A 20,521-nucleotide genomic window follows, 5' to 3' on the forward strand; every position below is an offset into this window, starting at 1 on the left:
CGCGCCTATGCCACGAATGCGGTCCCTCGCAAATGCATCCCGCCTGCGGGACGGACGCGCCTAGGCCAGCTTCCAGCCCCAGGTGAGCAGGCAGGGCGGGACATTGAAGAGCGCAAGCCCGGTCTCCACCGTTCCGAAACGCTGCGCGGTCAGGCGGCGCGCGGTCGCGCGGAACTGGTAGGTGAGGAAGGCCCCGCCTTCGCGCAGCATCCGGTAGGAGGCATCGACGATCTGCCGCCCCTGTTCGTCGGGCAGGGCGGAGAAGGGCAGGCCCGACAGGATGTAGTCGGCCTTCTCGTGCCCCGCCGCACGGATGAAGACATCGACATCGGCGGCCGAGCCGAGCACCGCGTGGAACCGTTTGTCGTCGATAGTCTGCTGCAGGAACTCGATGAAGCGCGGATTGGTGTCGATCGCGAGGTAGGTCCCCTCGGGGTGCAGCCGCTCGAGAATCGCTGCCGAAAAGGTGCCGACGCCCGGCCCGTATTCGACGAAAAGGCGGCAGCGGTCCCAGTCGAGCCGTTCGAGGAGGGCATTGATCGTGCTGCGCGAGGACGGGACGATCGAGGCCACCATGCGCGGGTGATCGAGGAATCCCCGGAAGAAAACGGCTGCGGACTGGGCGAAGCTGGCAACCGCCTTGCGCGATCTGCGCGGAGCGGTGGCGGCATGGGCGGGTCGGTTCATCCGCCCACCCTTAGGGCCTGCGCCGCGTTCGACAATGCGCCGGGGAGCGGGTTTTCAACCACTCCCGGCCCATGAACAACGGCTCGCCGCTTATTTGCCGCGTCTGATGCGGCCCCGATGGCTATCCCAACCGCTTGAGGGCCGCCGTCAGCCGCTCCACCTCGCCCGCGTGGTGGGCGAGATCGGCGCGGGCCTTCTCGACCGCTTCGGGCTTGGCCTTCTCGGCGAATGCGGGATTCGACAGACGGCCTTCGAGCGACTTTGCTTCCTTGGTGCTGGTCGCCAGCGCCTTTTCGAGCCGGGCTTTCTCTGCCGCGATGTCGACAATCCCTTCAAGCGGAATGACGAACACGTCCTCGCCCGCGGTCACCTGCATCGCCGGGCCTGCGGGTGCCTCGCCGATGGTCACGGGGGTAAGGCGCGCAAGGCGCTCGATCGCGGCGCTCGACCGCTCGATGGTGCGCGCCGCGACGTCGGAAGGCGCGGCCAGCCACGCCGCCAGCTTGGCGCCGGGCGCGATGCCGAGCTCGTTCTTCGCGCTGCGGGTGTTGGTGGTGAGGTCGATCACCCAGTCGATCGCGTCGGTCGCTTCCCTGGAGACCTCCGCCTCGGGCTTGGGCCACTGGGCCACGATCAGTTCGTAGGGCCGCTCACCCAGCTTGTGCCACAGTTCTTCGGTGATGAAGGGCATGAAGGGGTGGAGCATGACGAGGATCTGGTCGAGCGCCCAGCCGGCCACTGCGCGGGTTTCCACGGCGGGCGGGCTGTCGGCATCACCGGCGAAGACCGGCTTGATCAGCTCCAGATACCAGTCGCAGAACTTCGACCAGGTGAACTGGTAGATCGCGTTCGCCGCCGCGTCGAACCTGAGGTCCGCCATCGCGCTCTCGATCGCGGAGACGCAGGCCTGCACCTCGCCGATGATCCACTGATTGGCCGCAAGCCGCGCCGGCGGGGCCTTGATCGTGTCCGACGCGCCGATGCCGTTCGACTGGCAGAAGCGCGCCGCGTTCCAGAGCTTGGTGGCGAAGTTGCGGTATCCCTCGACCCGCTTCTCGTCCATCTTGATGTCGCGGCCCTGGCTTTCCATCGCCGCCATGAAAAACCGGAGCGCATCCGCCCCGTACTGGTCGATGAGGCCGAGCGGATCGACCACATTGCCCTTGGACTTCGACATCTTCGCCCCGTCCGCCGCGCGCACGAGGCCGTGGAGGTAGAGCCTGTCCCAGGGCTTCTGCCCCATGTTGTAGAAGCCCATCATCATCATCCGCGCGTCCCAGAAGAACAGGATGTCGAAGCCGGAAATGAGGAGGCTGTTGGGGAAGTGTTTTTGCAAAAGACCCGTTCGGGCTGAGCTTGTCGAAGCCCCGTCCTTCACTTCCGAAGAGAAGTGCGGCCCTTCGACAGGCTCAGGGCGAACGGAGGTGTTTTCATCCGGCCACCCCAGCGTGGCGAAGGGCCACAGGGCGGAGGAGAACCACGTGTCGAGGACGTCCTCGTCCTGCGTCAGCGCGACGCCTTCGCCCGCCATTGCCTGCGCGGCCTCGGCGGTTTCGGCGACGAAGCAGCGGCCATCGTCCGCGAACCACGCCGGAATCCGGTGCCCCCACCACAGCTGGCGCGAGACGCACCAGGGCTGGATGTTCTCCATCCAGTTGAAGAAGGTCTTCTCCCACGTCTTGGGGACGATCTGGATGTCGCCCGAACGCACGGCTTCGATCGGCTTCTTGGCGAGTTCAGCCGCGTTCACATACCACTGGTCGGTCAGCCACGGCTCGATCACCACGCCGCCGCGGTCGCCGAAGGGGGTGGCGATCTGGCGCGGCTCGGCGTCGTGCTCGACCGCGTTGCCGTCCTTGTCCTTGGTCACGTGCGGGATGAGGAGGCCAAGCTCCTTCATCCGCTTGACCACCAGCTCGCGCGCGCCGTCCACGCCGTCGCGGCGGAAGCGGTGCAGACCGAGGAATTCCGCCGGCACCAGCCCGTCGGCGGTCTGGCACACGTTCGCCTCGGCATCGAGCATGTTGAGCATCTCGCCCGCGGCAAAGCCCGCGCGCTTGCCGACCTCGAAGTCGTTGAAGTCATGGCCCGGGGTGATCTTGACGCAGCCGCTTCCCAACTCGGGATCGGCGTGCTCGTCGGCGATCACGGGGATGCGGCGACCGGTCAGGGGCAGGATCACATGCTTGCCGACGACGCTCTTGTAACGTTCGTCCTCGGGGTTCACCGCCACCGCCATGTCGGCGAGCATCGTTTCGGGCCGGGTGGTGGCGACCTCGAGATAATCGCGCCCGTCGGGCAGGGTCACCCCGTCCGCGAGCGGATATTTGAGGTGCCAGAAGCTGCCAGCGATGGTCTGCGTCTCGACCTCGAGATCGGAGATCGCGGTCTTGAGCTTCGGGTCCCAGTTCACCAGTCGCTTGTCGCGGTAGATGAGGCCGTCGTTGTACAGATCGACGAAGGTCTTGATCACCGCCTTGGTGAAGTGCGGGTCCATCGTGAACTGCTCGCGGCTCCAGTCCATCGAGCAGCCGAGGCGGCGCAACTGGTGGGTGATGGTGCCGCCGCTTTCGGCCTTCCACTCCCACACCTTCCCCACGAAATCCTCGCGCGAATAGTTGGTGCGCTTGTCCTGCCGCGCCTCCATCTGGCGTTCGACCACCATCTGGGTGGCGATCCCGGCATGGTCGGTGCCGACCACCCACAAGGCGTCCTTGCCGCGCAGCCGCTCGTAACGGATCACCACGTCCTGAAGCGTGTTGTCGAGCGCGTGGCCGATATGGAGGCTCCCGGTCACGTTCGGCGGCGGGTTGACGATGGTGAAGGCCTCGGCGTCGGGGCGCTCCGGGCGGAAGCAGCCGTTCGCTTCCCAATGCTGGTACCAGCGCGCCTCGATGTCGGCGGGGTCGAAAGTGGTGGGCAAGGTCTCGCTCGTCATGGGCCGCGCCATGCCGCAACCTATGTTGCGATGCAATGATGCAAGGCACCCGCGCTTCGCCGCGAGAGCCTTGCGAGGCGGGAAAATTCGCCCCATAGCCTAGGCCGATGCAGAGCGCCGCCCAACATTCGCTGGAGGAAGCAGGCGCGGATGGCACCCGGCTGGTGCTGTCGGGGCAGCTCATCCTTTCCGAAATCGGCCCGCTCGAACGCGAGCTCAAGCACATCGCCGGCCCGGTCGGCAGCGTCGATCTGGCGGGGGTCGAGGAGATCGACACCGTCGGCGCCTGGGTGGTGTGCCGCTTCGCGCGCGAGCACGGCAGCGAGATCACCGGCGCCAGCCCTGAGGCCCAGCGCCTGCTGGCGGCGATGCGCGACATCGACGCCGGCGGGCACATCCATGCCCATCGCCTGCCGGTGTGGGAGCGCGTGCCGCTGGCGGTGGGCGAGAAGGTGTTCGGCGCGCGCGGCGGCATCTACGGCGTGGTCGGCTTCTTCGGGCAGATCCTGATCGGCATCGCCAGCCTGGCGCGCCATCCGACCCGCTTCCCGATCCGCGCGCTGGTGCACCAGATGGAGCTGGTGGGCGTCTCGGCCCTGCCGATCATCGGGCTGATGAGCTTCCTGATCGGCATCGTCATCGCCCAGCAGGGCTCGGTGCAGCTCGAACAGTTCGGCGCCGAGGCGCTGACGGTGAACCTCGTCGGCCGCATCACCCTGCGCGAACTCGGCGTGCTTATGACCGCGATCATGGTGGCGGGCCGGTCCGGCAGCGCCTTCGCCGCGCAGCTCGGCACCATGAAGCTGACCGAGGAGATCGACGCGATGCGCACCATCGGCATCTCGCCGATCGAGGTGCTGGTGATCCCCCGGATCGTCGCGGCGACCTTCATGATGATCCTGCTCGGCTTCTTCGCCGCGCTGCTGGCGATCATCGGCGGGGCGGTGGTCGGGCAGTTCGCGCTCGGCATCCCGTTCTTCACCTTCCTGCTGCGCATCCAGGAGGTGGTCCCCACCCACGACCTGTGGGTGGGCCTGATCAAGGCGCCGGTCTTCGGCCTCATCGTCGCGCTCGCCGGGTGCTACCACGGGATGCAGGTGCGCGGGAATTCCGAGGAGGTCGGCCGCCGCACCACGATGGCGGTGGTCTCGGCGATCTTCGCGGTGATCGTGCTCGACGCCTTCTTCGCGGTGTTCTTCACCGAGATCGGATGGGGATGAGGCGATGAAGATGAACGCGCATCCCGATGACGGCCAGCCGGTGATCGTGGTCGAGGGACTGGTCAACCGCTTCGGCGATTTCGCTGTCCACGACGGGCTCGACCTGACGGTGCGGCGGGGCGAGATCCTCGGCGTTGTCGGCGGGTCTGGCACGGGCAAGTCGGTGCTGATGCGCTCGATCATCGGCCTCCAGTCCCCCGCCGAGGGGCGGATCCGGGTGCTCGGCCACAACCTGTGCGGCGAGGATGCCGAGAACGACCTTGCCGTGCGCAGCCGCTGGGGGGTGCTGTTCCAGGGCGGCGCGCTGTTCTCGACCCTGACGGTGGGCGAGAACGTCGAGGTGCCGATCAAGCAGTTCTTCCCCGGTCTCGATCCCGCCTTCCGCGCCGAAATCGCCCGCTACAAGGTGATGCTCACCGGCCTGCCCGAGGATGCGGTGCAGAAATATCCCAGCGAATTGTCGGGCGGGATGAAGAAGCGCGCCGGGCTCGCGCGGGCGCTGGCGCTCGATCCGGAGCTGCTGTTCCTCGACGAGCCCACCGCCGGGCTCGACCCGATCGGCGCGGCCAAGTTCGACCGGCTGACCCGCGAATTGCAGGAGACGCTTGGCCTTACGGTGTTTCTCATAACCCATGATCTCGATACGCTCTACGAGATCTGCGACCGCGTGGCGGTGATCGCCGACAAGAAGATCATCGCGGTCGGCACCATCCCCGAACTGATCGCGACGGGGCACCCTTGGATCGAGGAATACTTCAACGGCCCGCGCGGCCGCAGCGCCCATGACGCCCACCTCAGGGGTGAGCCGGCATGAGCGAGAGAACATTGGACAAGCCGCCCGCACGGGCCGCATAGGGAACAGGCATGGAGACCAGAGCCAATCATCTGTGGGTCGGTGCGGTGACGCTGGTGCTGCTGGCGGCACTGGCGGCGTTCATCGTCTGGATCGCGCGGCTGAACGAGGGCGCGCAGGACGAATACGACATCTTCTACAACCAGTCGGTCTCGGGCCTCGCGCAGGGCAGCCAGGTCACTTTCGCGGGTGTGCCTGTCGGTCAGGTGACCGAGATCGCGCTCGCCAAGGACAATCCGGAATTCGTGCGGGTGCGCGTCAAGGTGAAGGACGACGTGCCGATTCTGGTCGGCACCCAGGCCACCATCCAGGCGAGCTTCACGGGCGTTTCGACGATCCTGCTCGACGGTGCGCGCAAGGACAATCCGCCGATCACCTGCGAGACCACCGCCTGCCCCGAAGGCCGCCCGGTGATCCCCCCGGGACGCGGCGGTTTCGGCGAGATCGTCGCCAACGCGCCGCTGCTGCTGGAGCGGCTGGCGACGCTGACCGAACAGCTCAACCAGATTCTCGGGCCGGAGAACCAGGAGGAGCTGGCCGGCATCCTCAGGAACTCCAACCGCCTGACCGGCGGGCTGGCCGACGCGACCCCCGAACTGACCCAGAACCTCAAGGAATTCCGCACCACTATGCAGGAATTCAACCAGACGCTCGATGCGGTCGAGAAGCTGGCGCTGAGCACCGACGGCCTCCTCAACAAGCAGGGCGAGCCGCTGGCGCAGGAACTGCGCGCGACGCTCAAGAGCGCCAATGCCGCGCTCGCCTCGCTCGCTGCCACGCTCGAGGACACGCGCCCGGCCGCGCGCCAGCTGCGCACCACCACGCTGCCCAATGCCGAAGCGACGCTCGAGGACCTGCGCGCCACCAGCCGCGCGCTGCGCTCGGTCACCGAGAAGCTCGAGAGCGAGGGTGCGGGCGCGCTGGTGGGCGGCAAGTCGCTGCCCGATTACAAGCCCCAATGATCCGGCCCGCGTAGAAGGACCCATGCCATGACCCTCCGCCTCCGGCCCCTCCTTGTCGCCGCGCCGCTCCTGCTGGCGCTCCCCGGCTGCATCAGCCTCGGCGGCGAACCGCCCGAGAGCCTGCTGACCCTGAGCGCCGAGGCGCGCGCGCCGGCAGGACCCGGGGCCGGCGGGGGCGGCAGCGAACAGCCGGTGGTCGCGGTGCTGAGTTTCGACACCCCCGCCAAGCTCGACGTGCTGCGCGTGCCGGTGGCGGTGTCGGACACCGAGCTGGCCTATCTCAAGGAAGCTTTCTGGGTCGAAAAGCCCGCGCGCCTGTTCCGGCGGCTGGTGGGCGAGACGATCCGTGCGCGCGGCGGCGCGATGGTGGTCGACGGTGACGACACCGCGACCCTCGCCACGGTGACGATGCGCGGCACGCTGATCGACATGGGCTACGAAGTCGCCACGAGGTCAGCGGTGGTGCGCTTCGATGCGGTTCGGATCGACCGCGAGGGCAAGGTCACGACCCGCCGCTTCGAGGCGCGCGAGGAGGGCATCCCGGCAGAGGCCCGTGCGGTCGGCGCAGGGCTCAACACGGCAGCGAACCGCGTGGCTGCGGATGTCGCCGCCTGGGTGACGGGGAGCTAGGCGCCCCGCGCCAGCCGCGCGAAGGCGCAGGCCCTGAGGAAATCCGCCTCCCGCCGCGCCCGGCGCTCCTCGGCCTCCTCGTCGCGGCCCCATAGCTCCGCCTGCCATTCCTCCTCCAGACACGCCGCCCGCCACAGCACGAGCGGCTCGTCCTCGTGCGCCGCATCGAGGGCGGCGAGGGCGGTGACGAGCGAAGCGGCGAGCTTCGTCATCGCCTCCACGCCGGCGAGGGTGAAGGGATCGAGCGAGAGCAGCCGCGCCTTCAGGGCGGCCATCGTCTCGGGCGGCTGCGGGCGGTGGAGCACGCCGCTCACCCTTGTGAAGGTGATGCCGTGCGCGGCCTCGAAGGCGGCGAGCAGCGGCTCCCATTCGGCCTGCTGGCGCGCATGAAGCGGCTCGTCCGGATCGGCGCGGTAGCACAGGGTGTCGGTCTCGGCATAGGCGAGGAGACCCTGCGCCACGGCGGCCGGATCGGCGGCGACCACGTCGATCGCGTAATCGGCCATGTCGCGAAGGGGGAGGCTGGCGGGATCGAGCCGCTCGCCTTGCCGCGCCCACTCCGCCGCGAGAGCCTCGCCGAGCGCCTGCGTCGGCACGATCTGGGGCGCGCCGCCCACGGTCTTCACCCCGCGCGCGTCGAGCATGACCTGCGACCCGCCCGCTTGCTGCGCGAGCGTGACATCCTTGTAGAAGCGCCGGATCATCTCTCGCGTCCGTCTCCGGCCTTGAAGCGGCGGGCTATGAAGCGCGGCAGGAAGAACATCTCGATGAAGCCCGCCACGGCGATCACCGCGCCCACCGCATAGGGCAGGTCGATGATGCCGCGCACGATGGCAAAGCCGAGCATCACCATCGCCACCCCGCCGAAGCGGACGGCGGTGATGATGATGAAGCCGGTGCGCGCGCGCGCATCCTCCAGTTCCCGCTGCGAACGGCTCATGGCAGGGTTTCCTCCAGTGCGGCGGCGAGCGCGGCGGCGGTCTCGACCACCTGCGCAGCGCCGCTCGCGAGCAGTTCGGCAGCGCCGTGATAGCCCCAGCCGACCCCGATCGCGGCGACCCCGATGCTGCGCGCCATGACCATGTCGAAGCTGGTGTCGCCGATCATCACCGTCTCCTCGCGCGCCGCGCCGGCCTCGAACAGCGCGGCCTCCAGCATCGCCGGATGGGGCTTTGAGGGGTGGCGGTCGGCGGTCTGGAGCGAGACGAACAGGTCGGCGATGCCGTGGCCCGCAAGGCAGGCGGCAAGCCCGCGGTCGGACTTGCCGGTGGCCACCGCGAGGCTCCAGCCGGCGGCGTGCAGATCGCGCAGCAGGTCGGCGATGCCCTCGTAGAGCGGCTCGTCGAGCAGGCCTTCCTCGCGCCGCGCGCGGAAGCTGGAGCGGTAGAATTCGGTGACGGCGCGGTTCTCGTCCTCGCTCAGGGCAGGTGCGAGCGCGCGCACCGCGGCGGGCAGGCTCAGGCCGACTATCCGGCGCACGGCGTGATTGTCGGGCGCTTCAAGGCCGGCGCGGGTGAAGGCGCGCTCCATAGCCCAGCACACGTCCGCCTGCCCGTCGACCAGCGTGCCGTCGCAATCGAACACGGCCAAGCGCTTGGGGAGCCGCGTCATTCGGGCAGCTCCCGCACGAGATGGGCGAGGGCGGCATGGCCGGCAGCGTCCAGCCCTTCGGCAATCCGGGCGCGTTCATCGGAGGACTTGTTCTGCGAGAGCTTGACGGTGGGGCGCCAGGCCAGCACCTCCATCTCGAAGCCGGTGATGCCCCTGAACAGGCCGGACCAGACCTTCTCGGACGATTCGTCCGCGCGCCACGGCTCGCCCTCCAGCCGCCCTTCGTGTTTGGCGATGGCGGCGTGAAGGAAAGCCTCCAGCCCCTCGTCCGCCATCTTGCGCACGCGTCCTTCGAGCTCGAGCGCAACGTAGTTCCAGGTCGGCACGGTGTCGCGGTTGTCGTACCAGCGGGGGGAGACATAGGCGTCCGGGCCGTTGACCACGATCAGTGCCGTTCCGCCGTCGAGGTGCCGCGTCAGGGCGTTGCCCCGGGCGAGGTGGAACTGCACCGCGCCGTCCCCGGTCGAGAGCAGCGGCGTGTGCGCCACGTGCGGCCCGTCGGGGGTCTGGGCGAAGACCATGCCGAAGCCGATCTCGGCGATCAGGCTTTCGAGGAGCGCACGGTCGTCGCTGCGGAAAAGCGGGTTGGGGTGCATCAGCGGCGGGGGCTCTTGCCGGGGCCCTTGGGCTTGGCCGGTTTGGCGGGCTTGCCCTTGCCCTTGGGCTTGGGTTTCGCCTTGGCGTTGGCGCTTCCGCGCGCACGGCGGGGGGCGCGCTCTTCCTTGCGCGCCTGCTTGAAGTGGCGGCGGGCGGCCTGCTTCTTCTCTTCGGGGGTCTTTTCCGGCACCTCCTCGCGCAAGGGGGCGGCATCGGACAGGGCCGGGTCGAAGCCCAGCACTTCCATGCTGGCGGCGAAGTGCGGCGGCAGTTCCGCCGTCACGTCGAGCTTGCCGCCGGAACCTTCACCCGCCTTGGGCTCGGTGATGATCAGGCGGCGGGCGTGGAGGTGCATCTTGCGGCTCACCGCGCCGGTCAGGAAGGCGTCCTGCCCGCCATACTTGCCGTCGCCCACGATCGGGTGGCCGATCGCCGCCATGTGGACCCGCAGCTGGTGGGTGCGGCCGGTGAGCGGCTCGAGCTCGACCCACGCCGCACGCTGGCCCGCCCGGTCGACCACGCGGTAACGGGTCTTGGCCGCCGCGCCGTTCTCCTCGTCGATATGCATTTTCTCGCCGCCCGTGCCCGGCTGCTTGGCGAGCGGGGCGTCGATCACGCCTTCGGCCAGCTGCGGCACGCCGACCACCAGCGCCCAGTAGACCTTGCGCGCCGAGCGGCTGGCGAACCGCTTGGAGAAGCTCGCGGCGCTGCCCGGGGTGCGGGCGATCAGCAGCACGCCCGAGGTGTCCTTGTCGAGCCGGTGGACGAGGCGCGGGCGCGGCGCGTTGCCTTCCACGAAGGCATCGAGCAGCCCGTCGACATGCTTGGTCGTCTTGCTGCCGCCCTGCGTGGCGAGGCCGGGGGGCTTGTTGAGGACTATCGCGGTGGGCGTCTCGCGGATCACCATCTCGCGCGCCTCGGCGATCTGTTCGGAGCTGAGCGGGCGGGCGCGGGGCTTGGCCGCCTCGCGTGCGGGTTCCTCGCCGCCGGGGGGGACGCGCAGTACCTGCCCTTCGCTCAGGCGATCCTCGGGCTTGGCGCGCTTGCCGTCGACCCGGATCTGCCCGGTCCGCGCCCAGCGCGACACCGTGGCGAAGCCGACCTGCGGCAGGTTGCGCTTGAACCAGCGGTCGAGCCGGATACCGTCGTCGTCCGGGCCGACGGTGAACTGGCGGACGTTGTCGTTGGTCGGGGCGGCGGTCATCGGACGTTCTGCGCTGCGACGAGGCCGACGATCATCGCCGCCATTCCGGCGATCAGCGAGGCGGCGGCATAGCCCGCCGCAAGCCCGGCCTGTCCGCGGTGGAGCATGGTGACGAGCTCGGCGGAAAAGGCGCTGAAGGTGGTGAAGCCGCCGAGCAGGCCCACGCCCAGCAGCAGGCGCGCGACTTCGGCGGTCTGCTCGCCGGGAGCCGAGCGGGCGAACCACCCGACGAGCGCGCCCATCAACAGGCTGCCGAGGATGTTGACTGCCAGCGTCCCCCATGGGAAGGCGTTGCCCGCCCCGGCGAGATCCCCCACCCAGCGTCCCGCATGATAGCGCAGCACCGAGCCCGCCGCGCCGCCGGCGGCGACGAACAGGCTGGCCTTGAGAGGGGAGATGACACCGTCCATGGGGAGCCTTTAGCGGGCGACTGGCGCTCTGCCTAGGTCGGCTCGGCACGCGAATCCGTTCTGGCGGCTTGCCATTTTGCCGGTGTTGGACTATCGGGGCGCGGTTTGGAGGGCGGCTCCCCTTGGGAATCGCCCGCATTTCATTGGAATTTCACCGCGCAACCCCGCGCAGAATCACATGCGGGGCTCTGGGCGTTTGGACATGAGGTAGTCGTCGTTTATGCAAATCATGGTTCGCGATAACAATGTCGATCAGGCCCTGCGCGCGCTCAAGAAGAAGCTGCAGCGCGAGGGCGTTTATCGCGAAATGAAGCTGCGTCGCCACTACGAGAAGCCGTCGGAAAAGCGCGCCCGCGAAAAGGCCGCCGCCGTGCGCCGCGCCCGCAAGATGGAGCGCAAGCGGATGGAGCGCGACGGGAGCAAATAATCCCGTCGTCAGGCGCGCTTCGGCAACCGGAACCGCTTGAAACCCCCTTTCCGATCAGCCATCAGGGCGCGGCTTATCCCCGCGCCCTTTTGCCGTCGTCACGCGGCGTGAAGGTGCCGCTCATCAGGACCGTTACCATGACCGAGATTACGCGCGTTCCGATCAAGCCGCTCGCCAAGGGCTCGCTGACCAAGCTGTGGATCGGGGTGATCCTCGCGGTCCTGGTGGGCGCAGGCCTCGCCTGGGCCGCCGTTCCGCGCGGCCTCAGCGTCGATACCGAGGTGGCGGGCACCGGCCCCAATCCCAAGGTCGGCGAGGTCGTCTGGGTCAAGTACAAGGGCAAGCTCGCCTCGGACGGCACGGTGTTCGACGAATCGCAGGACATCCCGCTGCCCGTGCAGGGCCTGTTCCCCGAAGGCACGCCATTCCCGCTCGAGGACGGCGCGACCGTTCCCGGCTTCTTCCAGGGGCTCCAGCAGATGCAGAAGGGCGGCAAGTACACGCTCTTCATCCCCGCCGATCTCGCCTATGGCGCAACCCCGCCCCCGGGCGCCCCGATCCCGCCGAACGCCGACCTGATCTTCGAGATCGAGGTGATCGACATCATGAGCCGCGCGACTTTCGACCGCAATCTCCAGATCCTGCAGCAGACGATGCAGCAGCAGATGGGCGGCGCGGCTCCGGGCGGTCCGGGCGGTGCACCGCAGGGTGCGCCCCAGGGCGCTCCGGGCCAGTAAGGGCGGGGGCGCGCATGTCGGTCGACAAGGCAACCGTCGCCAAGATCGCTTCGCTGGCGCGCATCCGGATGGATGACACGGCGCTCGAGCGCATGGTCCCGGAACTCAACGGCATCCTCCAGTGGGTCGAGCAGCTGGGCGAGGTGGACGTGACCGGGATCGAGCCGATGGCGGCGGTGATCCCCAACACGCTGCGCCTGCGCGAGGACGTGGTCGACGCCGACCCGCTGACCGGCGGCGGCAAGCGCGACGACGTGCTCGCCAATGCGCCTGCGGCCGAGCACGGCTTCTTCGGGGTTCCGAAGGTGATCGAGTAGGGAAGGGGTTACGCCCATTTCCGTTCGGGCTGAGCCTGTCGAAGCCCCGCTTTTCTTTTCATTCCCTGCGCCTCAAGAAGGACAGCCCTTCGACAGGCTCAGGGCGAACGGTTGGAAACAATGACTGACCTCACCTCTCTCGGCGTAAAGGACATCCGCGACGGCGTGGCGAAGGGCGACTTCACCGCACGTGAAGTGGCCGAAGCCTTCAACGCCGCCGTGGCCGAGGCCTCCAGCCTCAACGCCTTCATCGTCACCACCCCCGACCATGCGCTCGCCTCCGCGGAGAAGGTCGACGCCGCGCGCGCCGCGGGCGAGGAACTGGGCAAGATGGCCGGCGTGCCGATCGGCATGAAGGACCTCTTCGCCACCCACGGCGTCCAGACCACCGCTGCCAGCCACATCCTCGAAGGTTTCACGCCTCGCTACGAGAGTACCGTCAGCCAGAAGCTGTGGGACGCAGGCGCGGGGATGCTCGGCAAGCTCAATCTCGACCAGTTCGCGATGGGCTCGTCGAACGAGACCTCCTATTTCGGCAACGTGTCCTCGCCGTGGCGCAAGGCTGGGTCGAACCAGCCGATGAGCCCCGGCGGCTCCTCGGGCGGCTCCTCCGCCGCCGTCGCCGCGCGCATCGCGCCTGCCGCGACCGGCACCGACACCGGCGGCTCGATCCGCCAGCCTGCCGCCTTCACCGGCATCTGCGGGATCAAGCCGACCTATGGCCGCTGCTCGCGCTGGGGCATCGTCGCCTTCGCCTCCTCGCTCGATCAGGCCGGGCCGATGGCGCGTTCGGTGGAAGATTGCGCGATCATGCTCGGCGCAATGGCCGGGTTTGATCCCAAGGACGCGACCAGCCTCGACATGCCCGTGCCCGACTGGGAAGCGGCGCTCAGCAGCGACCTCAAGGGCAAGAAGGTCGGCATCCCGCGCGAATACCGGATGGAGGGCACCGATCAGGCGATCCTCGACAGCTGGGAACAGGGCAAGGCGTGGCTGAAGGACGCAGGCGCCGAGATCGTCGACGTCTCGCTGCCGCACACCAAGTATGCGCTGCCTGCCTACTACATCGTCGCGCCTGCCGAAGCGTCGAGCAACCTCGCCCGCTATGACGGGGTGCGTTACGGGTTGCGCGATCTTCCCGACGGCGTGGGCCTGCAGGACATGTACGCCGCCACCCGCGCCGCCGGTTTCGGCGACGAGGTCAAGCGCCGCATCCTGATCGGCACCTATGTGCTCTCGGCTGGCTTCTACGACGCCTATTACACCCAGGCGCAGAAGGTCCGCGCGCTGGTCGCCCGCGACTTCGAGCGCGCCTTCGCCGAATGCGACGTGATCCTCGCGCCGACCACGCCGACGGCGAGCTTCCCGCTGGGTTCGATGACCGAAGATCCGCTGACGATGTATCTGAACGATGTCTTCGCGGTCCCCGCCAGCCTCGCCGGGCTGCCTGCGATGAGCGTCCCCGCCACGATCAACGCCGACGGCCTGCCGCTCGGCCTGCAAATCGTGGGCCGTCCCTTCGACGAGCAGGGCGTGCTCAACGCAGGTCTGGCGATCCAGCAAAGGGCAGGCTTCACCGCCAAGCCGGAGAAGTGGTGGTGACACCCGATCTGCCGCTCTGGCTGGCCGGGATCGGCATCATGCTGGCGGTGCCGCTGACCTTCATGGTCGCCAATTGGGTAAGGAAAAACGTCGATCACGGCGAACTGCGCTTCGGGCCGGATGGCAAGGTGATCGACAATACCCCTCGCGCTGACATCGACGCTCGGGAGGAAGATCATTAAATGGAAGACCTCATCCTGCTGCCGATTGCCGTTGGATTGGGCCTGCTGATCGCTGACTTGGCTGGATGGGCCTTGGGCTATGGCTGGGGCTACTTCTCCAAGAAGCGTCACGCCAAGCGTGCAGAAAAGAAGAAGCTGAAAGAGACCGTCAGATGAGCAACTATCGTATTCAGGGCGCCACGGGCGAATGGGAGGTCGTGATCGGCCTCGAAGTCCACGCGCAGGTCACCTCCAACGCCAAGCTGTTCTCGGGCGCTGCCACCGCCTTCGGGGCTGAACCCAATGCGCAGGTCTCCCTTGTCGATGCCGCGATGCCGGGGATGCTGCCCGTGCCCAACCGCGAATGCATCCGCCAGGCGGTGCGCACCGGCATGGCGATCGAGGCGCAGATCAACGCGTGGAGCCGGTTCGACCGCAAGAACTACTTCTACGCCGACCTGCCGCAGGGCTACCAGATCAGCCAGCTTTATCATCCGATTGTGGGCGAAGGTTCACTCCTGATCGAGGCGGACGAGAAGGCCGGCATCCCGGAAGACAAGGTCATCGGCATTGAGCGCATCCACATCGAGCAGGACGCGGGCAAGCTGATGCACGACCAGCATCCGACGATGAGTTATGTCGACCTCAACCGCTCGGGCGTCGCGCTGATGGAGATCGTTTCCAAGCCCGACATGCGTTCGCCTGCGGAAGCAGGGGCTTACCTGAGGAAGCTGCGGGCGATCCTGCGCTATGTCGGCTCTTGCGACGGGAACATGGAAGAAGGCTCGATGCGCGCCGACGTCAACGTCTCGGTGCGTCGCCCTGGAGAGCCCTTCGGCACCCGGACCGAGACCAAGAACGTCAACTCCGTGCGCTTCGTCATGCAGGCGATCGAGCACGAGGCGATGCGCCAGGTCGACGTGCTGGAGAGCGGCGGTACGGTGGTGCAGGAGACCCGCCTGTTCGATCCGGGCACCGGCACCACGCGCACCATGCGCAGCAAGGAAGACGCGCACGACTACCGCTACTTCCCCGATCCCGACCTGCTGCCGCTGGTGCTGGAGGACGACTTCCTCGCCGAATGCCGCGCCTCGCTGCCCGAGCTGCCGGATGCCAAGCGCAAGCGTTATGTCGAGGTGCTGGGCCTCACCCCCTATAACGCGCGCGAGCTGACCGCCGAGGTCGAGACCTTCGCCCGCTTCGAAACCCTGCTGGCCGAAACCGCCCGGGCGATCGGCAAGGATGAACCCGCGGTCGCCACGCAGGTCGCCAACTGGTCGCTCTCGGTCGCGCCGGGGGTGATGAAGGCGCTGGGCGACGAGGCCGATCCCGCCAACGCCACCGCCTCGGCGCAGGCGGCGATCCTCGCGATGCAGGACAAGGGCGAGATCAGCGGCGGACAGGCCAAGGAGATCTTCGAGATCGTCCTCAAGACCGGCCGCGATCCCTCTGAAATAGCGGAGGCCGAGGGGCTGAAGCAGGTCAGCGACACGGGCGCTATCGAGGCCGCAGTCGACGCGATCATCGCCGCCAATGCCGACAAGGTCGAACAGTATCGCGCCGGCAAGGAAGCGCTGTTCGGCTTCTTCGTCGGCCAGACGATGAAAGCGATGCAGGGCAAGGCGAACCCGCAGCTGGTGAACCAGCTTCTGAAGGGCAAGCTGGGATAGGGTGCCGATTGCCTCGGGAGCGAGGCCGGAAGGGGGGAAGGATGCGTCTGGCTTTGGTCCTCGTGCCGGCGCTTGCGGCCTTTGCCGCGCCGCTGGCAGCGCAGAGCGACATTCCCGACCCGGCGTCGGTCGCGGTGCCCGATCTGTCGGGCGGGCGTGATCCTGCGGTGGTGAAGGACGGCGGGAAGTATTTTCATTTCTGGCGCGCCGACACCAGCTACGAACAGGCCTATGCCGACATCGCCGACTGCGCGCGCTTCACGCCGATGGCGGGGGGCAATGCGCCCTTGCTGCCGATGTTCATCGCGTGGCGCGGCAGGCCCGAAGCCCGCGACGACAGCCCGCCCCCGTCGCATCCCTACGGGCTGGTCGGCGACGTCATGGGGGCACTGATCATGGGATCGGCTTCGCAGCTAGCCGCGCAGGGCCGGCTCCATGCCTGCCTCGCTCCGCTCGGTTACCAGCGATTCCCGCTGCGCAAGGATGTGTGGAAGACGATTGCGGCGGACGCCACACCCGCAGCGATTGCGGTGCGGGCGAAGATCGCGTCCGGCCCGCGCCCCGATGCCGAGCCGCTGGCGGAGGCGCCGTGATTCGCTGTCTTGCCCTTGCCGTTGTCGCGGCCTTGCTATGGGCGGGCGTGCCTTCCGGTGCCAAGCCTGCGGACGAGCTGATCGAGATCGCCGGCGGCAAGCCCGCGACCATCCGCGCCGACCGCGCCTATCTGCTGTTCCGCATCACGCAGCACCCGAGCGTGACGCCGCTCGAACCGCTGCTGATGCGGGTGCCCTCGGCTGACGAGATCGTCCGCTACGAGGCCGCGAAGGCCGAGGCATATGCCAAGGCGTTGCCGGAACTGACCAAGACCTATGAACATGCGCTCGCCCGCTCGCGCCAGAACCCGGTCGATGGCGAGCCGATCCCGCAGCCGCCGACGCTGGAGAATTTTGCATTCGCCTGGGATGCGGTCGCCAATTTGCAGGATGTCGATTTCGGCCGGACCTTCGCGAAGTCACCGGCCGAGGAGACCTTTCTCGTCGAGGCGGTGCCTGGCGATTACGTGCTCTACGGCTTCACCCCGTCGACCGGTTTGCCGCGTCTGATGGTGTGCATGTGCCTCGGAACCGTGGCTTTCACCGCGCGCGCGGGAGAAATCACCGACATGGGCCATCTCGTTTCCGACTTTGCCTTCCGCGCCTCGAAATCGCCCGAGCTGCTTGGCAAGCAGGGCTATCTCGGCACGGTGCGGTCCACGCGGGCAGAGAGCTCGCTGCCGCAAGGGCTGGCCGGTGCCCGCATCGTCCCGGCCGCCTACCGCGCGGTGGGCCGTTTCTTCACGCCCAACGCGGTCAATATCGGAAGGCTTGCCGAAGTGCCCGGCGTGCTCGCCTATGCGGGAGGGACGGTGATCGATGTGCCGACCGGCAAGCCTGTGCCGGACAATTTCTAGCCCCGCGCGCCCCGACACGCACCGGTCGCCATGAGCCTCGCCATCGTCCTCGTCCAGCCCGAGATTCCCGGCAACACCGGGGCGGTGGGGCGCACCTGCGTGGCGCTGGACATGGAGCTGATCCTGATCCACCCCTTGGGCTTCGAGATCAGTGACAAAAGGGTGAAGCGCTCCGGCCTCGACTACTGGCCGCATGTGCGCCTGACCGAATATGCCAGCTGGGACGCCTTTCTGGAGGCGCGCAGCCCCCGCGCAGACCAGATGTTCCTGTTCGAGGAATTCGGTGCGCGGTCCTTCTATGAACCGGACTACCCCGAGGACGCCTTCCTCGTCTTTGGGCAGGAGACCAAGGGCATCCCCAAGGCGATCATCGAGCGCCACCCCGACCGCGTGTTCAAGCTGCCGATGCGCTCCGAGGTGATCCGCTCGCTGAACCTCGCCAACACCGTCTCGGCGGCGGCCTATCAGGCGCTGCGCGGTCGGATCTGACCGCCCGCTACTCCAGCCCCAGCGCCTTCAAATTCATCGTCGCCGCATTGTAGCTCGCCTCGGCGAGGCGGCCGGCGAGGTCGGCGCGGATGGCACTGACCTGGGCGTTGGCGGCGTCTTCCTCGCGCTGGTTTACGAGGAAGAACTCGCCCGCCCCGAGCCGGAAGCGCGTGCGCTCGGCCTGGACCATCGCGTTGGCCTGCTTGACCTCGGCCTCGGCCAGATCGGCGATCTTGAGCGCGGCGGTGAGGTTCTCGATGATGTTGCCGAGCTCCATCGTGATCTGGTCGGCGATGCGGCGCTGGCGCAGCTCGGTCTCGCGCAGTTCGGCCTCGGCGCGCTGGAGGCGCCCGCGCGCCTCGCGGCGCTGGAGCGGCACCGAGAAGGTCAGGCCGACCACCGTGTCGGTCGAATCGAAGCCCGGTCCGCCCGGGCCGAGCTGGCCGAAATCGCGCGACAGCTCGACCGTGGCGTTGAGCGAGGGTTGCAGGTCGTTCTGGCGCAGCGCGATGCGGTTGTTGGCGCGCTCGATCGCGACCTTGAAGACCGCGAGTTCGGGGCGGCTCTGGATCACCTCGCTCATCGGATTGGCCGCGAGGGTCTCGACCGGGGCGATACCGGTCATTCGCGACAGGTCCGGCAGCTGTTCGCGGGTCGGCACGATCATCCGCCCGTCCGACCCCCGCAGGTAGAAGGCGAGGCTGTTGGCGGCGGTCGCGAAGTTGCGCTTGGCCTCCTCCAGCCGCGCGCGGCGGTTGAGCAGGTTGCGCTCGTTCTCGGTCAGGGCGATGCGCGCCCGCGCGCCTTCGCCGACCTCGCGGGCGAGGCCGATCTGGCGCGCCTCGGCGATCTCGAGCAGTTCCTCGAAGACGCGGATCTCCTCGCCCGCCGCGACCCAGCGCCAATAGGCGCGCAGCGCCTCGTGCTGGACGTTGAGGCGCACCAGCATCACGTCGATCTGCGCCTGGGCGGCGGCGAGGCGGGTGTCCTCGATCGCGAAGCGGCGGCTGTCGATGTCGCGGTTGCGCAGCAGCGAGAACAGCGCCCCCACCTTCGCCTCGCCGAGCGCGTTGGTGTAGTTGTAGTTCTCGTAGGTCGGGAAATCGCCGTTGGAGACGCGGTAGGAGCCGTAGACCTCCGCGCCATAGGGCCTGAGCGGCTGGCGCGCCTCGACCTTGCCGAAGCCGCCGGAATAGAAGCCGGTCAGGCGGTCGTAATACTCGCCCTTCAGCATCAGGTCGAAGGCCCCGTCGGCGGCGAGCTGGTCGGAGCGGGCTGCGGCCTCGCGCTCGAAGGCCTCAAGGATCGACGGGAAGGTCAGCGCCGAGGAGCGCAGCACTTCCTCGGGCAGCAGCGGCCCGGTGGTGATTGCCACCTCGAGCGGATCGCTGACAGGGGCGATGTCCTGCGCGGCAACCGGCACAGGGACAAGCGCGAGCGCCAGCGCCAGCGCCGCCGCGCCGATCCATCGGCGTCCGGGCAGCGCGCCCGGCCGCGGCAAGGCGGGACTTCGCACCATCGTCAGTTCGCCGACCCCCCGCTTGACGGCGGTGCCGTCAGTTCGGGCGGGAAATTGTTGAGCTGGCGCCAGATCTCGTAGCCCACCGGCACGGTCTCGAGCAGCACCCAGGCCTGCACCGCCGCGCCGAAACGGACGTAGCGTTCCTCGGGCCAGCCATAGCCGTCGAGCTTGTCCTCGGCGATCAGCACGCGGAAGCGGCCGTTGGACTGGGCCGACTGGTCGACAGTGATCACGCGGCCCCCGAAGGTGCCGACCGCGACCGAGGGCCAGCCGGAGAACTGCACCGCCGGCCAGCCTTCGAACTGGATGCGGGTCTTGTCGCCCGGACGCACCAGCGCGACGTCGCGCCCGTCGATGAAGATCTCGATCACGCGCACCGCGCCGTCGGGCACGAAGGTGGCGAGCACGTCGCCCGCCTTCACCACCGTTGCCGCGTCGCCTGCGTTGAGGCTCTGGATGAAGCCGTCGCGCGGGGCGCGCACGATCTGCACCGACTGGCGCGAGATGTTCACATCGGCGCGATTGAGATCGGCCTGGGCGGCGGCGACGCGGCCCTGCATGTCGGCGACCTTGATCTGCGCCAGTTCGTAATCGCGCCGCGCCGCAAGCCCGGCCTGGAACAGCTCGCGCGAGCGCCGCTCGTCGATCTGGGCGGTCGCGAGCGCCGACTGGGCGGCGGCCAGCTGCAGCTCGATCTGGCGGCGTTCGGCCTGGAGGCGCTCGATCAGGTTGGGGTCGATGTCGGCGATGCGGACGATCGGATCGCCCTTCTTCACCGAAGACCCGTCGCGCACATACCATTCCTCGATCCGGCCCGGCACCAGCGCGTTGATGTCCTGCTTGCGCTCGTTGGGGCTGAGCGTCGTCACCACCCCGCGGCCCGAGGTGGTCTGCACCCAGGGGACGTAGATCAGGAAGGCGACGGTGATCACCAGCGCCGCCAGCAGCATGAAGAACACCACACGCATGACCCGCGGCGTGCGGATCGATGCGAGCGTGGTGAAGTGCGCCATGTCCTCCTTGAGCGTCGCCAT

The 20,521-nt window shown here is 68.2% G+C and carries 24 protein-coding genes; 14 read left to right on the forward strand and 10 right to left on the reverse strand.

Annotated elements, in window-relative coordinates; all coding sequences use genetic code 11:
- Window positions 1-60: 60 nt before the first annotated feature.
- Window positions 61-687 (reverse strand): class I SAM-dependent methyltransferase, encoded by a 627-nt coding sequence (locus tag ACMX37_RS03745; RefSeq protein ID WP_483147577.1) that lies wholly within the window; start codon window positions 685-687, stop codon window positions 61-63.
- A 121-nt stretch (window positions 688-808) separates the two neighbouring features.
- The gene (locus ACMX37_RS03750; protein WP_483147578.1) at window positions 809-3,625 is read right to left on the reverse strand and encodes a valine--tRNA ligase; all 2,817 of its coding nucleotides are present in this window, start codon (window positions 3,623-3,625) and stop codon (window positions 809-811) included.
- 107 nt (window positions 3,626-3,732) lie between these two features.
- Between ACMX37_RS03750 and ACMX37_RS03755 the strand changes: the two genes are divergently transcribed.
- The 4 genes from ACMX37_RS03755 to ACMX37_RS03770 are packed head-to-tail and all read left to right on the forward strand — an operon-like array spanning window position 3,733 to window position 7,290.
- On the forward strand, window positions 3,733-4,845 hold the full coding sequence (locus ACMX37_RS03755; protein ID WP_483147579.1) for an ABC transporter permease: 1,113 nt from the start codon (window positions 3,733-3,735) through the stop codon (window positions 4,843-4,845).
- Between the two features lie 10 nt (window positions 4,846-4,855).
- The gene (locus ACMX37_RS03760) at window positions 4,856-5,659 is read left to right on the forward strand and encodes an ABC transporter ATP-binding protein (protein ID WP_483147580.1); all 804 of its coding nucleotides are present in this window, start codon (window positions 4,856-4,858) and stop codon (window positions 5,657-5,659) included.
- A gap of 50 nt (window positions 5,660-5,709) precedes the next feature.
- Entirely contained in the window at window positions 5,710-6,660 is a 951-nt protein-coding gene (locus ACMX37_RS03765) for an MlaD family protein (RefSeq protein ID WP_483147581.1), read from the forward strand.
- A gap of 27 nt (window positions 6,661-6,687) precedes the next feature.
- Window positions 6,688-7,290 carry an ABC-type transport auxiliary lipoprotein family protein gene (locus tag ACMX37_RS03770; RefSeq protein WP_483147582.1) on the forward strand — a complete coding sequence of 201 codons (603 nt, stop codon included), beginning with the start codon at window positions 6,688-6,690 and terminating at the stop codon, window positions 7,288-7,290.
- Here the strand turns inward: ACMX37_RS03770 and ACMX37_RS03775 are convergent.
- Genes ACMX37_RS03775 through crcB form a run of 6 tightly spaced genes read right to left on the reverse strand, consistent with a single transcriptional unit; the run spans window position 7,287 to window position 11,112 of the window.
- The gene (locus ACMX37_RS03775; RefSeq protein ID WP_483148354.1) at window positions 7,287-7,991 is read right to left on the reverse strand and encodes an ATP12 family protein; all 705 of its coding nucleotides are present in this window, start codon (window positions 7,989-7,991) and stop codon (window positions 7,287-7,289) included. The genes ACMX37_RS03770 and ACMX37_RS03775 overlap by 4 nt on opposite strands.
- Window positions 7,991-8,230, reverse strand: coding sequence for a hypothetical protein (locus ACMX37_RS03780; protein ID WP_483147583.1), 240 nt, complete (start codon window positions 8,228-8,230; stop codon window positions 7,991-7,993). Before ACMX37_RS03780 ends, ACMX37_RS03775 begins: the two co-directional genes overlap by 1 nt.
- Entirely contained in the window at window positions 8,227-8,901 is a 675-nt protein-coding gene (locus ACMX37_RS03785; RefSeq protein WP_483147584.1) for an HAD-IA family hydrolase, read from the reverse strand. The genes ACMX37_RS03780 and ACMX37_RS03785 overlap by 4 nt, the downstream gene beginning before the upstream one ends.
- Window positions 8,898-9,497, reverse strand: a complete 600-nt coding sequence (locus tag ACMX37_RS03790) for an FMN-binding negative transcriptional regulator (RefSeq protein WP_483147585.1) — start codon at window positions 9,495-9,497, stop codon at window positions 8,898-8,900. The genes ACMX37_RS03785 and ACMX37_RS03790 overlap by 4 nt, the downstream gene beginning before the upstream one ends.
- Window positions 9,497-10,702 (reverse strand): RluA family pseudouridine synthase, encoded by a 1,206-nt coding sequence (locus tag ACMX37_RS03795; RefSeq protein ID WP_483147586.1) that lies wholly within the window; start codon window positions 10,700-10,702, stop codon window positions 9,497-9,499. Before ACMX37_RS03795 ends, ACMX37_RS03790 begins: the two co-directional genes overlap by 1 nt.
- On the reverse strand, window positions 10,699-11,112 hold the full coding sequence (gene crcB, locus ACMX37_RS03800; RefSeq protein WP_483147587.1) for a fluoride efflux transporter CrcB: 414 nt from the start codon (window positions 11,110-11,112) through the stop codon (window positions 10,699-10,701). Before crcB ends, ACMX37_RS03795 begins: the two co-directional genes overlap by 4 nt.
- A 220-nt stretch (window positions 11,113-11,332) precedes the next feature.
- On the opposite strand from crcB, the gene rpsU reads away from it, so the two are divergent.
- The 10 genes from rpsU to ACMX37_RS03850 all read left to right on the forward strand — a co-directional run bounded on the left by rpsU (window position 11,333) and on the right by ACMX37_RS03850 (window position 17,965).
- Window positions 11,333-11,539, forward strand: coding sequence for a 30S ribosomal protein S21 (gene rpsU / locus ACMX37_RS03805; protein ID WP_017664771.1), 207 nt, complete (start codon window positions 11,333-11,335; stop codon window positions 11,537-11,539).
- Between the two features lie 137 nt (window positions 11,540-11,676).
- The gene (locus tag ACMX37_RS03810) at window positions 11,677-12,276 is read left to right on the forward strand and encodes an FKBP-type peptidyl-prolyl cis-trans isomerase (protein WP_483147588.1); all 600 of its coding nucleotides are present in this window, start codon (window positions 11,677-11,679) and stop codon (window positions 12,274-12,276) included.
- 14 nt (window positions 12,277-12,290) lie between these two features.
- On the forward strand, window positions 12,291-12,593 hold the full coding sequence (gene gatC / locus ACMX37_RS03815; RefSeq protein ID WP_483147589.1) for an Asp-tRNA(Asn)/Glu-tRNA(Gln) amidotransferase subunit GatC: 303 nt from the start codon (window positions 12,291-12,293) through the stop codon (window positions 12,591-12,593).
- A 120-nt stretch (window positions 12,594-12,713) separates the two neighbouring features.
- Window positions 12,714-14,195 carry an Asp-tRNA(Asn)/Glu-tRNA(Gln) amidotransferase subunit GatA gene (gatA, locus tag ACMX37_RS03820; RefSeq protein WP_483147590.1) on the forward strand — a complete coding sequence of 494 codons (1,482 nt, stop codon included), beginning with the start codon at window positions 12,714-12,716 and terminating at the stop codon, window positions 14,193-14,195.
- Window positions 14,192-14,377: a glutamyl-tRNA amidotransferase gene (locus ACMX37_RS03825; protein ID WP_483147591.1), complete on the forward strand. Its 186-nt coding sequence runs from the start codon at window positions 14,192-14,194 to the stop codon at window positions 14,375-14,377. Before gatA ends, ACMX37_RS03825 begins: the two co-directional genes overlap by 4 nt.
- The gene (locus ACMX37_RS03830; protein WP_483147592.1) at window positions 14,378-14,533 is read left to right on the forward strand and encodes a hypothetical protein; all 156 of its coding nucleotides are present in this window, start codon (window positions 14,378-14,380) and stop codon (window positions 14,531-14,533) included.
- Window positions 14,530-16,026, forward strand: a complete 1,497-nt coding sequence (gene gatB, locus ACMX37_RS03835; RefSeq protein WP_483147593.1) for an Asp-tRNA(Asn)/Glu-tRNA(Gln) amidotransferase subunit GatB — start codon at window positions 14,530-14,532, stop codon at window positions 16,024-16,026. Before ACMX37_RS03830 ends, gatB begins: the two co-directional genes overlap by 4 nt.
- A 41-nt stretch (window positions 16,027-16,067) precedes the next feature.
- Window positions 16,068-16,619, forward strand: a complete 552-nt coding sequence (locus ACMX37_RS03840; protein ID WP_483147594.1) for a hypothetical protein — start codon at window positions 16,068-16,070, stop codon at window positions 16,617-16,619.
- 47 nt (window positions 16,620-16,666) lie between these two features.
- Window positions 16,667-17,476: a hypothetical protein gene (locus tag ACMX37_RS03845; RefSeq protein ID WP_483147595.1), complete on the forward strand. Its 810-nt coding sequence runs from the start codon at window positions 16,667-16,669 to the stop codon at window positions 17,474-17,476.
- A gap of 30 nt (window positions 17,477-17,506) precedes the next feature.
- A complete protein-coding gene (locus ACMX37_RS03850; RefSeq protein WP_483147596.1) occupies window positions 17,507-17,965 on the forward strand; it encodes a tRNA (cytidine(34)-2'-O)-methyltransferase in 459 nt (152 codons plus the stop codon).
- 7 nt (window positions 17,966-17,972) lie between these two features.
- On the opposite strand, the gene ACMX37_RS03855 is transcribed toward ACMX37_RS03850, so the two are convergent.
- Both ACMX37_RS03855 and ACMX37_RS03860 read right to left on the reverse strand, forming a co-directional pair.
- On the reverse strand, window positions 17,973-19,484 hold the full coding sequence (locus tag ACMX37_RS03855; RefSeq protein WP_483147597.1) for a TolC family protein: 1,512 nt from the start codon (window positions 19,482-19,484) through the stop codon (window positions 17,973-17,975).
- 2 nt (window positions 19,485-19,486) lie between these two features.
- Entirely contained in the window at window positions 19,487-20,521 is a 1,035-nt protein-coding gene (locus ACMX37_RS03860; RefSeq protein WP_483147598.1) for an HlyD family secretion protein, read from the reverse strand.

The organism is Porphyrobacter sp. THAI-01a (assembly GCF_056868655.1).

What these genes read in the sequence shown, in the direction of transcription:
- ACMX37_RS03745 (WP_483147577.1), bottom strand. Translation starts at nt 687, where the DNA reads ATGAACCGACCCGCCCATGCCGCCACCGCTCCGCGCAGATCGCGCAAG.
- ACMX37_RS03750 (WP_483147578.1), bottom strand. Translation starts at nt 3,625, where the DNA reads ATGACGAGCGAGACCTTGCCCACCACTTTCGACCCCGCCGACATCGAG.
- ACMX37_RS03755 (WP_483147579.1), top strand. Translation starts at nt 3,733, where the DNA reads ATGCAGAGCGCCGCCCAACATTCGCTGGAGGAAGCAGGCGCGGATGGC.
- ACMX37_RS03760 (WP_483147580.1), top strand. Translation starts at nt 4,856, where the DNA reads ATGAACGCGCATCCCGATGACGGCCAGCCGGTGATCGTGGTCGAGGGA.
- ACMX37_RS03765 (WP_483147581.1), top strand. Translation starts at nt 5,710, where the DNA reads ATGGAGACCAGAGCCAATCATCTGTGGGTCGGTGCGGTGACGCTGGTG.
- ACMX37_RS03770 (WP_483147582.1), top strand. Translation starts at nt 6,688, where the DNA reads ATGACCCTCCGCCTCCGGCCCCTCCTTGTCGCCGCGCCGCTCCTGCTG.
- ACMX37_RS03780 (WP_483147583.1), bottom strand. Translation starts at nt 8,230, where the DNA reads ATGAGCCGTTCGCAGCGGGAACTGGAGGATGCGCGCGCGCGCACCGGC.
- ACMX37_RS03785 (WP_483147584.1), bottom strand. Translation starts at nt 8,901, where the DNA reads ATGACGCGGCTCCCCAAGCGCTTGGCCGTGTTCGATTGCGACGGCACG.
- ACMX37_RS03790 (WP_483147585.1), bottom strand. Translation starts at nt 9,497, where the DNA reads ATGCACCCCAACCCGCTTTTCCGCAGCGACGACCGTGCGCTCCTCGAA.
- ACMX37_RS03795 (WP_483147586.1), bottom strand. Translation starts at nt 10,702, where the DNA reads ATGACCGCCGCCCCGACCAACGACAACGTCCGCCAGTTCACCGTCGGC.
- crcB (WP_483147587.1), bottom strand. Translation starts at nt 11,112, where the DNA reads ATGGACGGTGTCATCTCCCCTCTCAAGGCCAGCCTGTTCGTCGCCGCC.
- rpsU (WP_017664771.1), top strand. Translation starts at nt 11,333, where the DNA reads ATGCAAATCATGGTTCGCGATAACAATGTCGATCAGGCCCTGCGCGCG.
- ACMX37_RS03810 (WP_483147588.1), top strand. Translation starts at nt 11,677, where the DNA reads ATGACCGAGATTACGCGCGTTCCGATCAAGCCGCTCGCCAAGGGCTCG.
- gatC (WP_483147589.1), top strand. Translation starts at nt 12,291, where the DNA reads ATGTCGGTCGACAAGGCAACCGTCGCCAAGATCGCTTCGCTGGCGCGC.
- gatA (WP_483147590.1), top strand. Translation starts at nt 12,714, where the DNA reads ATGACTGACCTCACCTCTCTCGGCGTAAAGGACATCCGCGACGGCGTG.
- ACMX37_RS03830 (WP_483147592.1), top strand. Translation starts at nt 14,378, where the DNA reads ATGGAAGACCTCATCCTGCTGCCGATTGCCGTTGGATTGGGCCTGCTG.
- gatB (WP_483147593.1), top strand. Translation starts at nt 14,530, where the DNA reads ATGAGCAACTATCGTATTCAGGGCGCCACGGGCGAATGGGAGGTCGTG.
- ACMX37_RS03840 (WP_483147594.1), top strand. Translation starts at nt 16,068, where the DNA reads ATGCGTCTGGCTTTGGTCCTCGTGCCGGCGCTTGCGGCCTTTGCCGCG.
- ACMX37_RS03850 (WP_483147596.1), top strand. Translation starts at nt 17,507, where the DNA reads ATGAGCCTCGCCATCGTCCTCGTCCAGCCCGAGATTCCCGGCAACACC.
- ACMX37_RS03855 (WP_483147597.1), bottom strand. Translation starts at nt 19,484, where the DNA reads ATGGTGCGAAGTCCCGCCTTGCCGCGGCCGGGCGCGCTGCCCGGACGC.
- ACMX37_RS03860 (WP_483147598.1), bottom strand. Translation starts at nt 20,521, where the DNA reads ATGGCGACGCTCAAGGAGGACATGGCGCACTTCACCACGCTCGCATCG.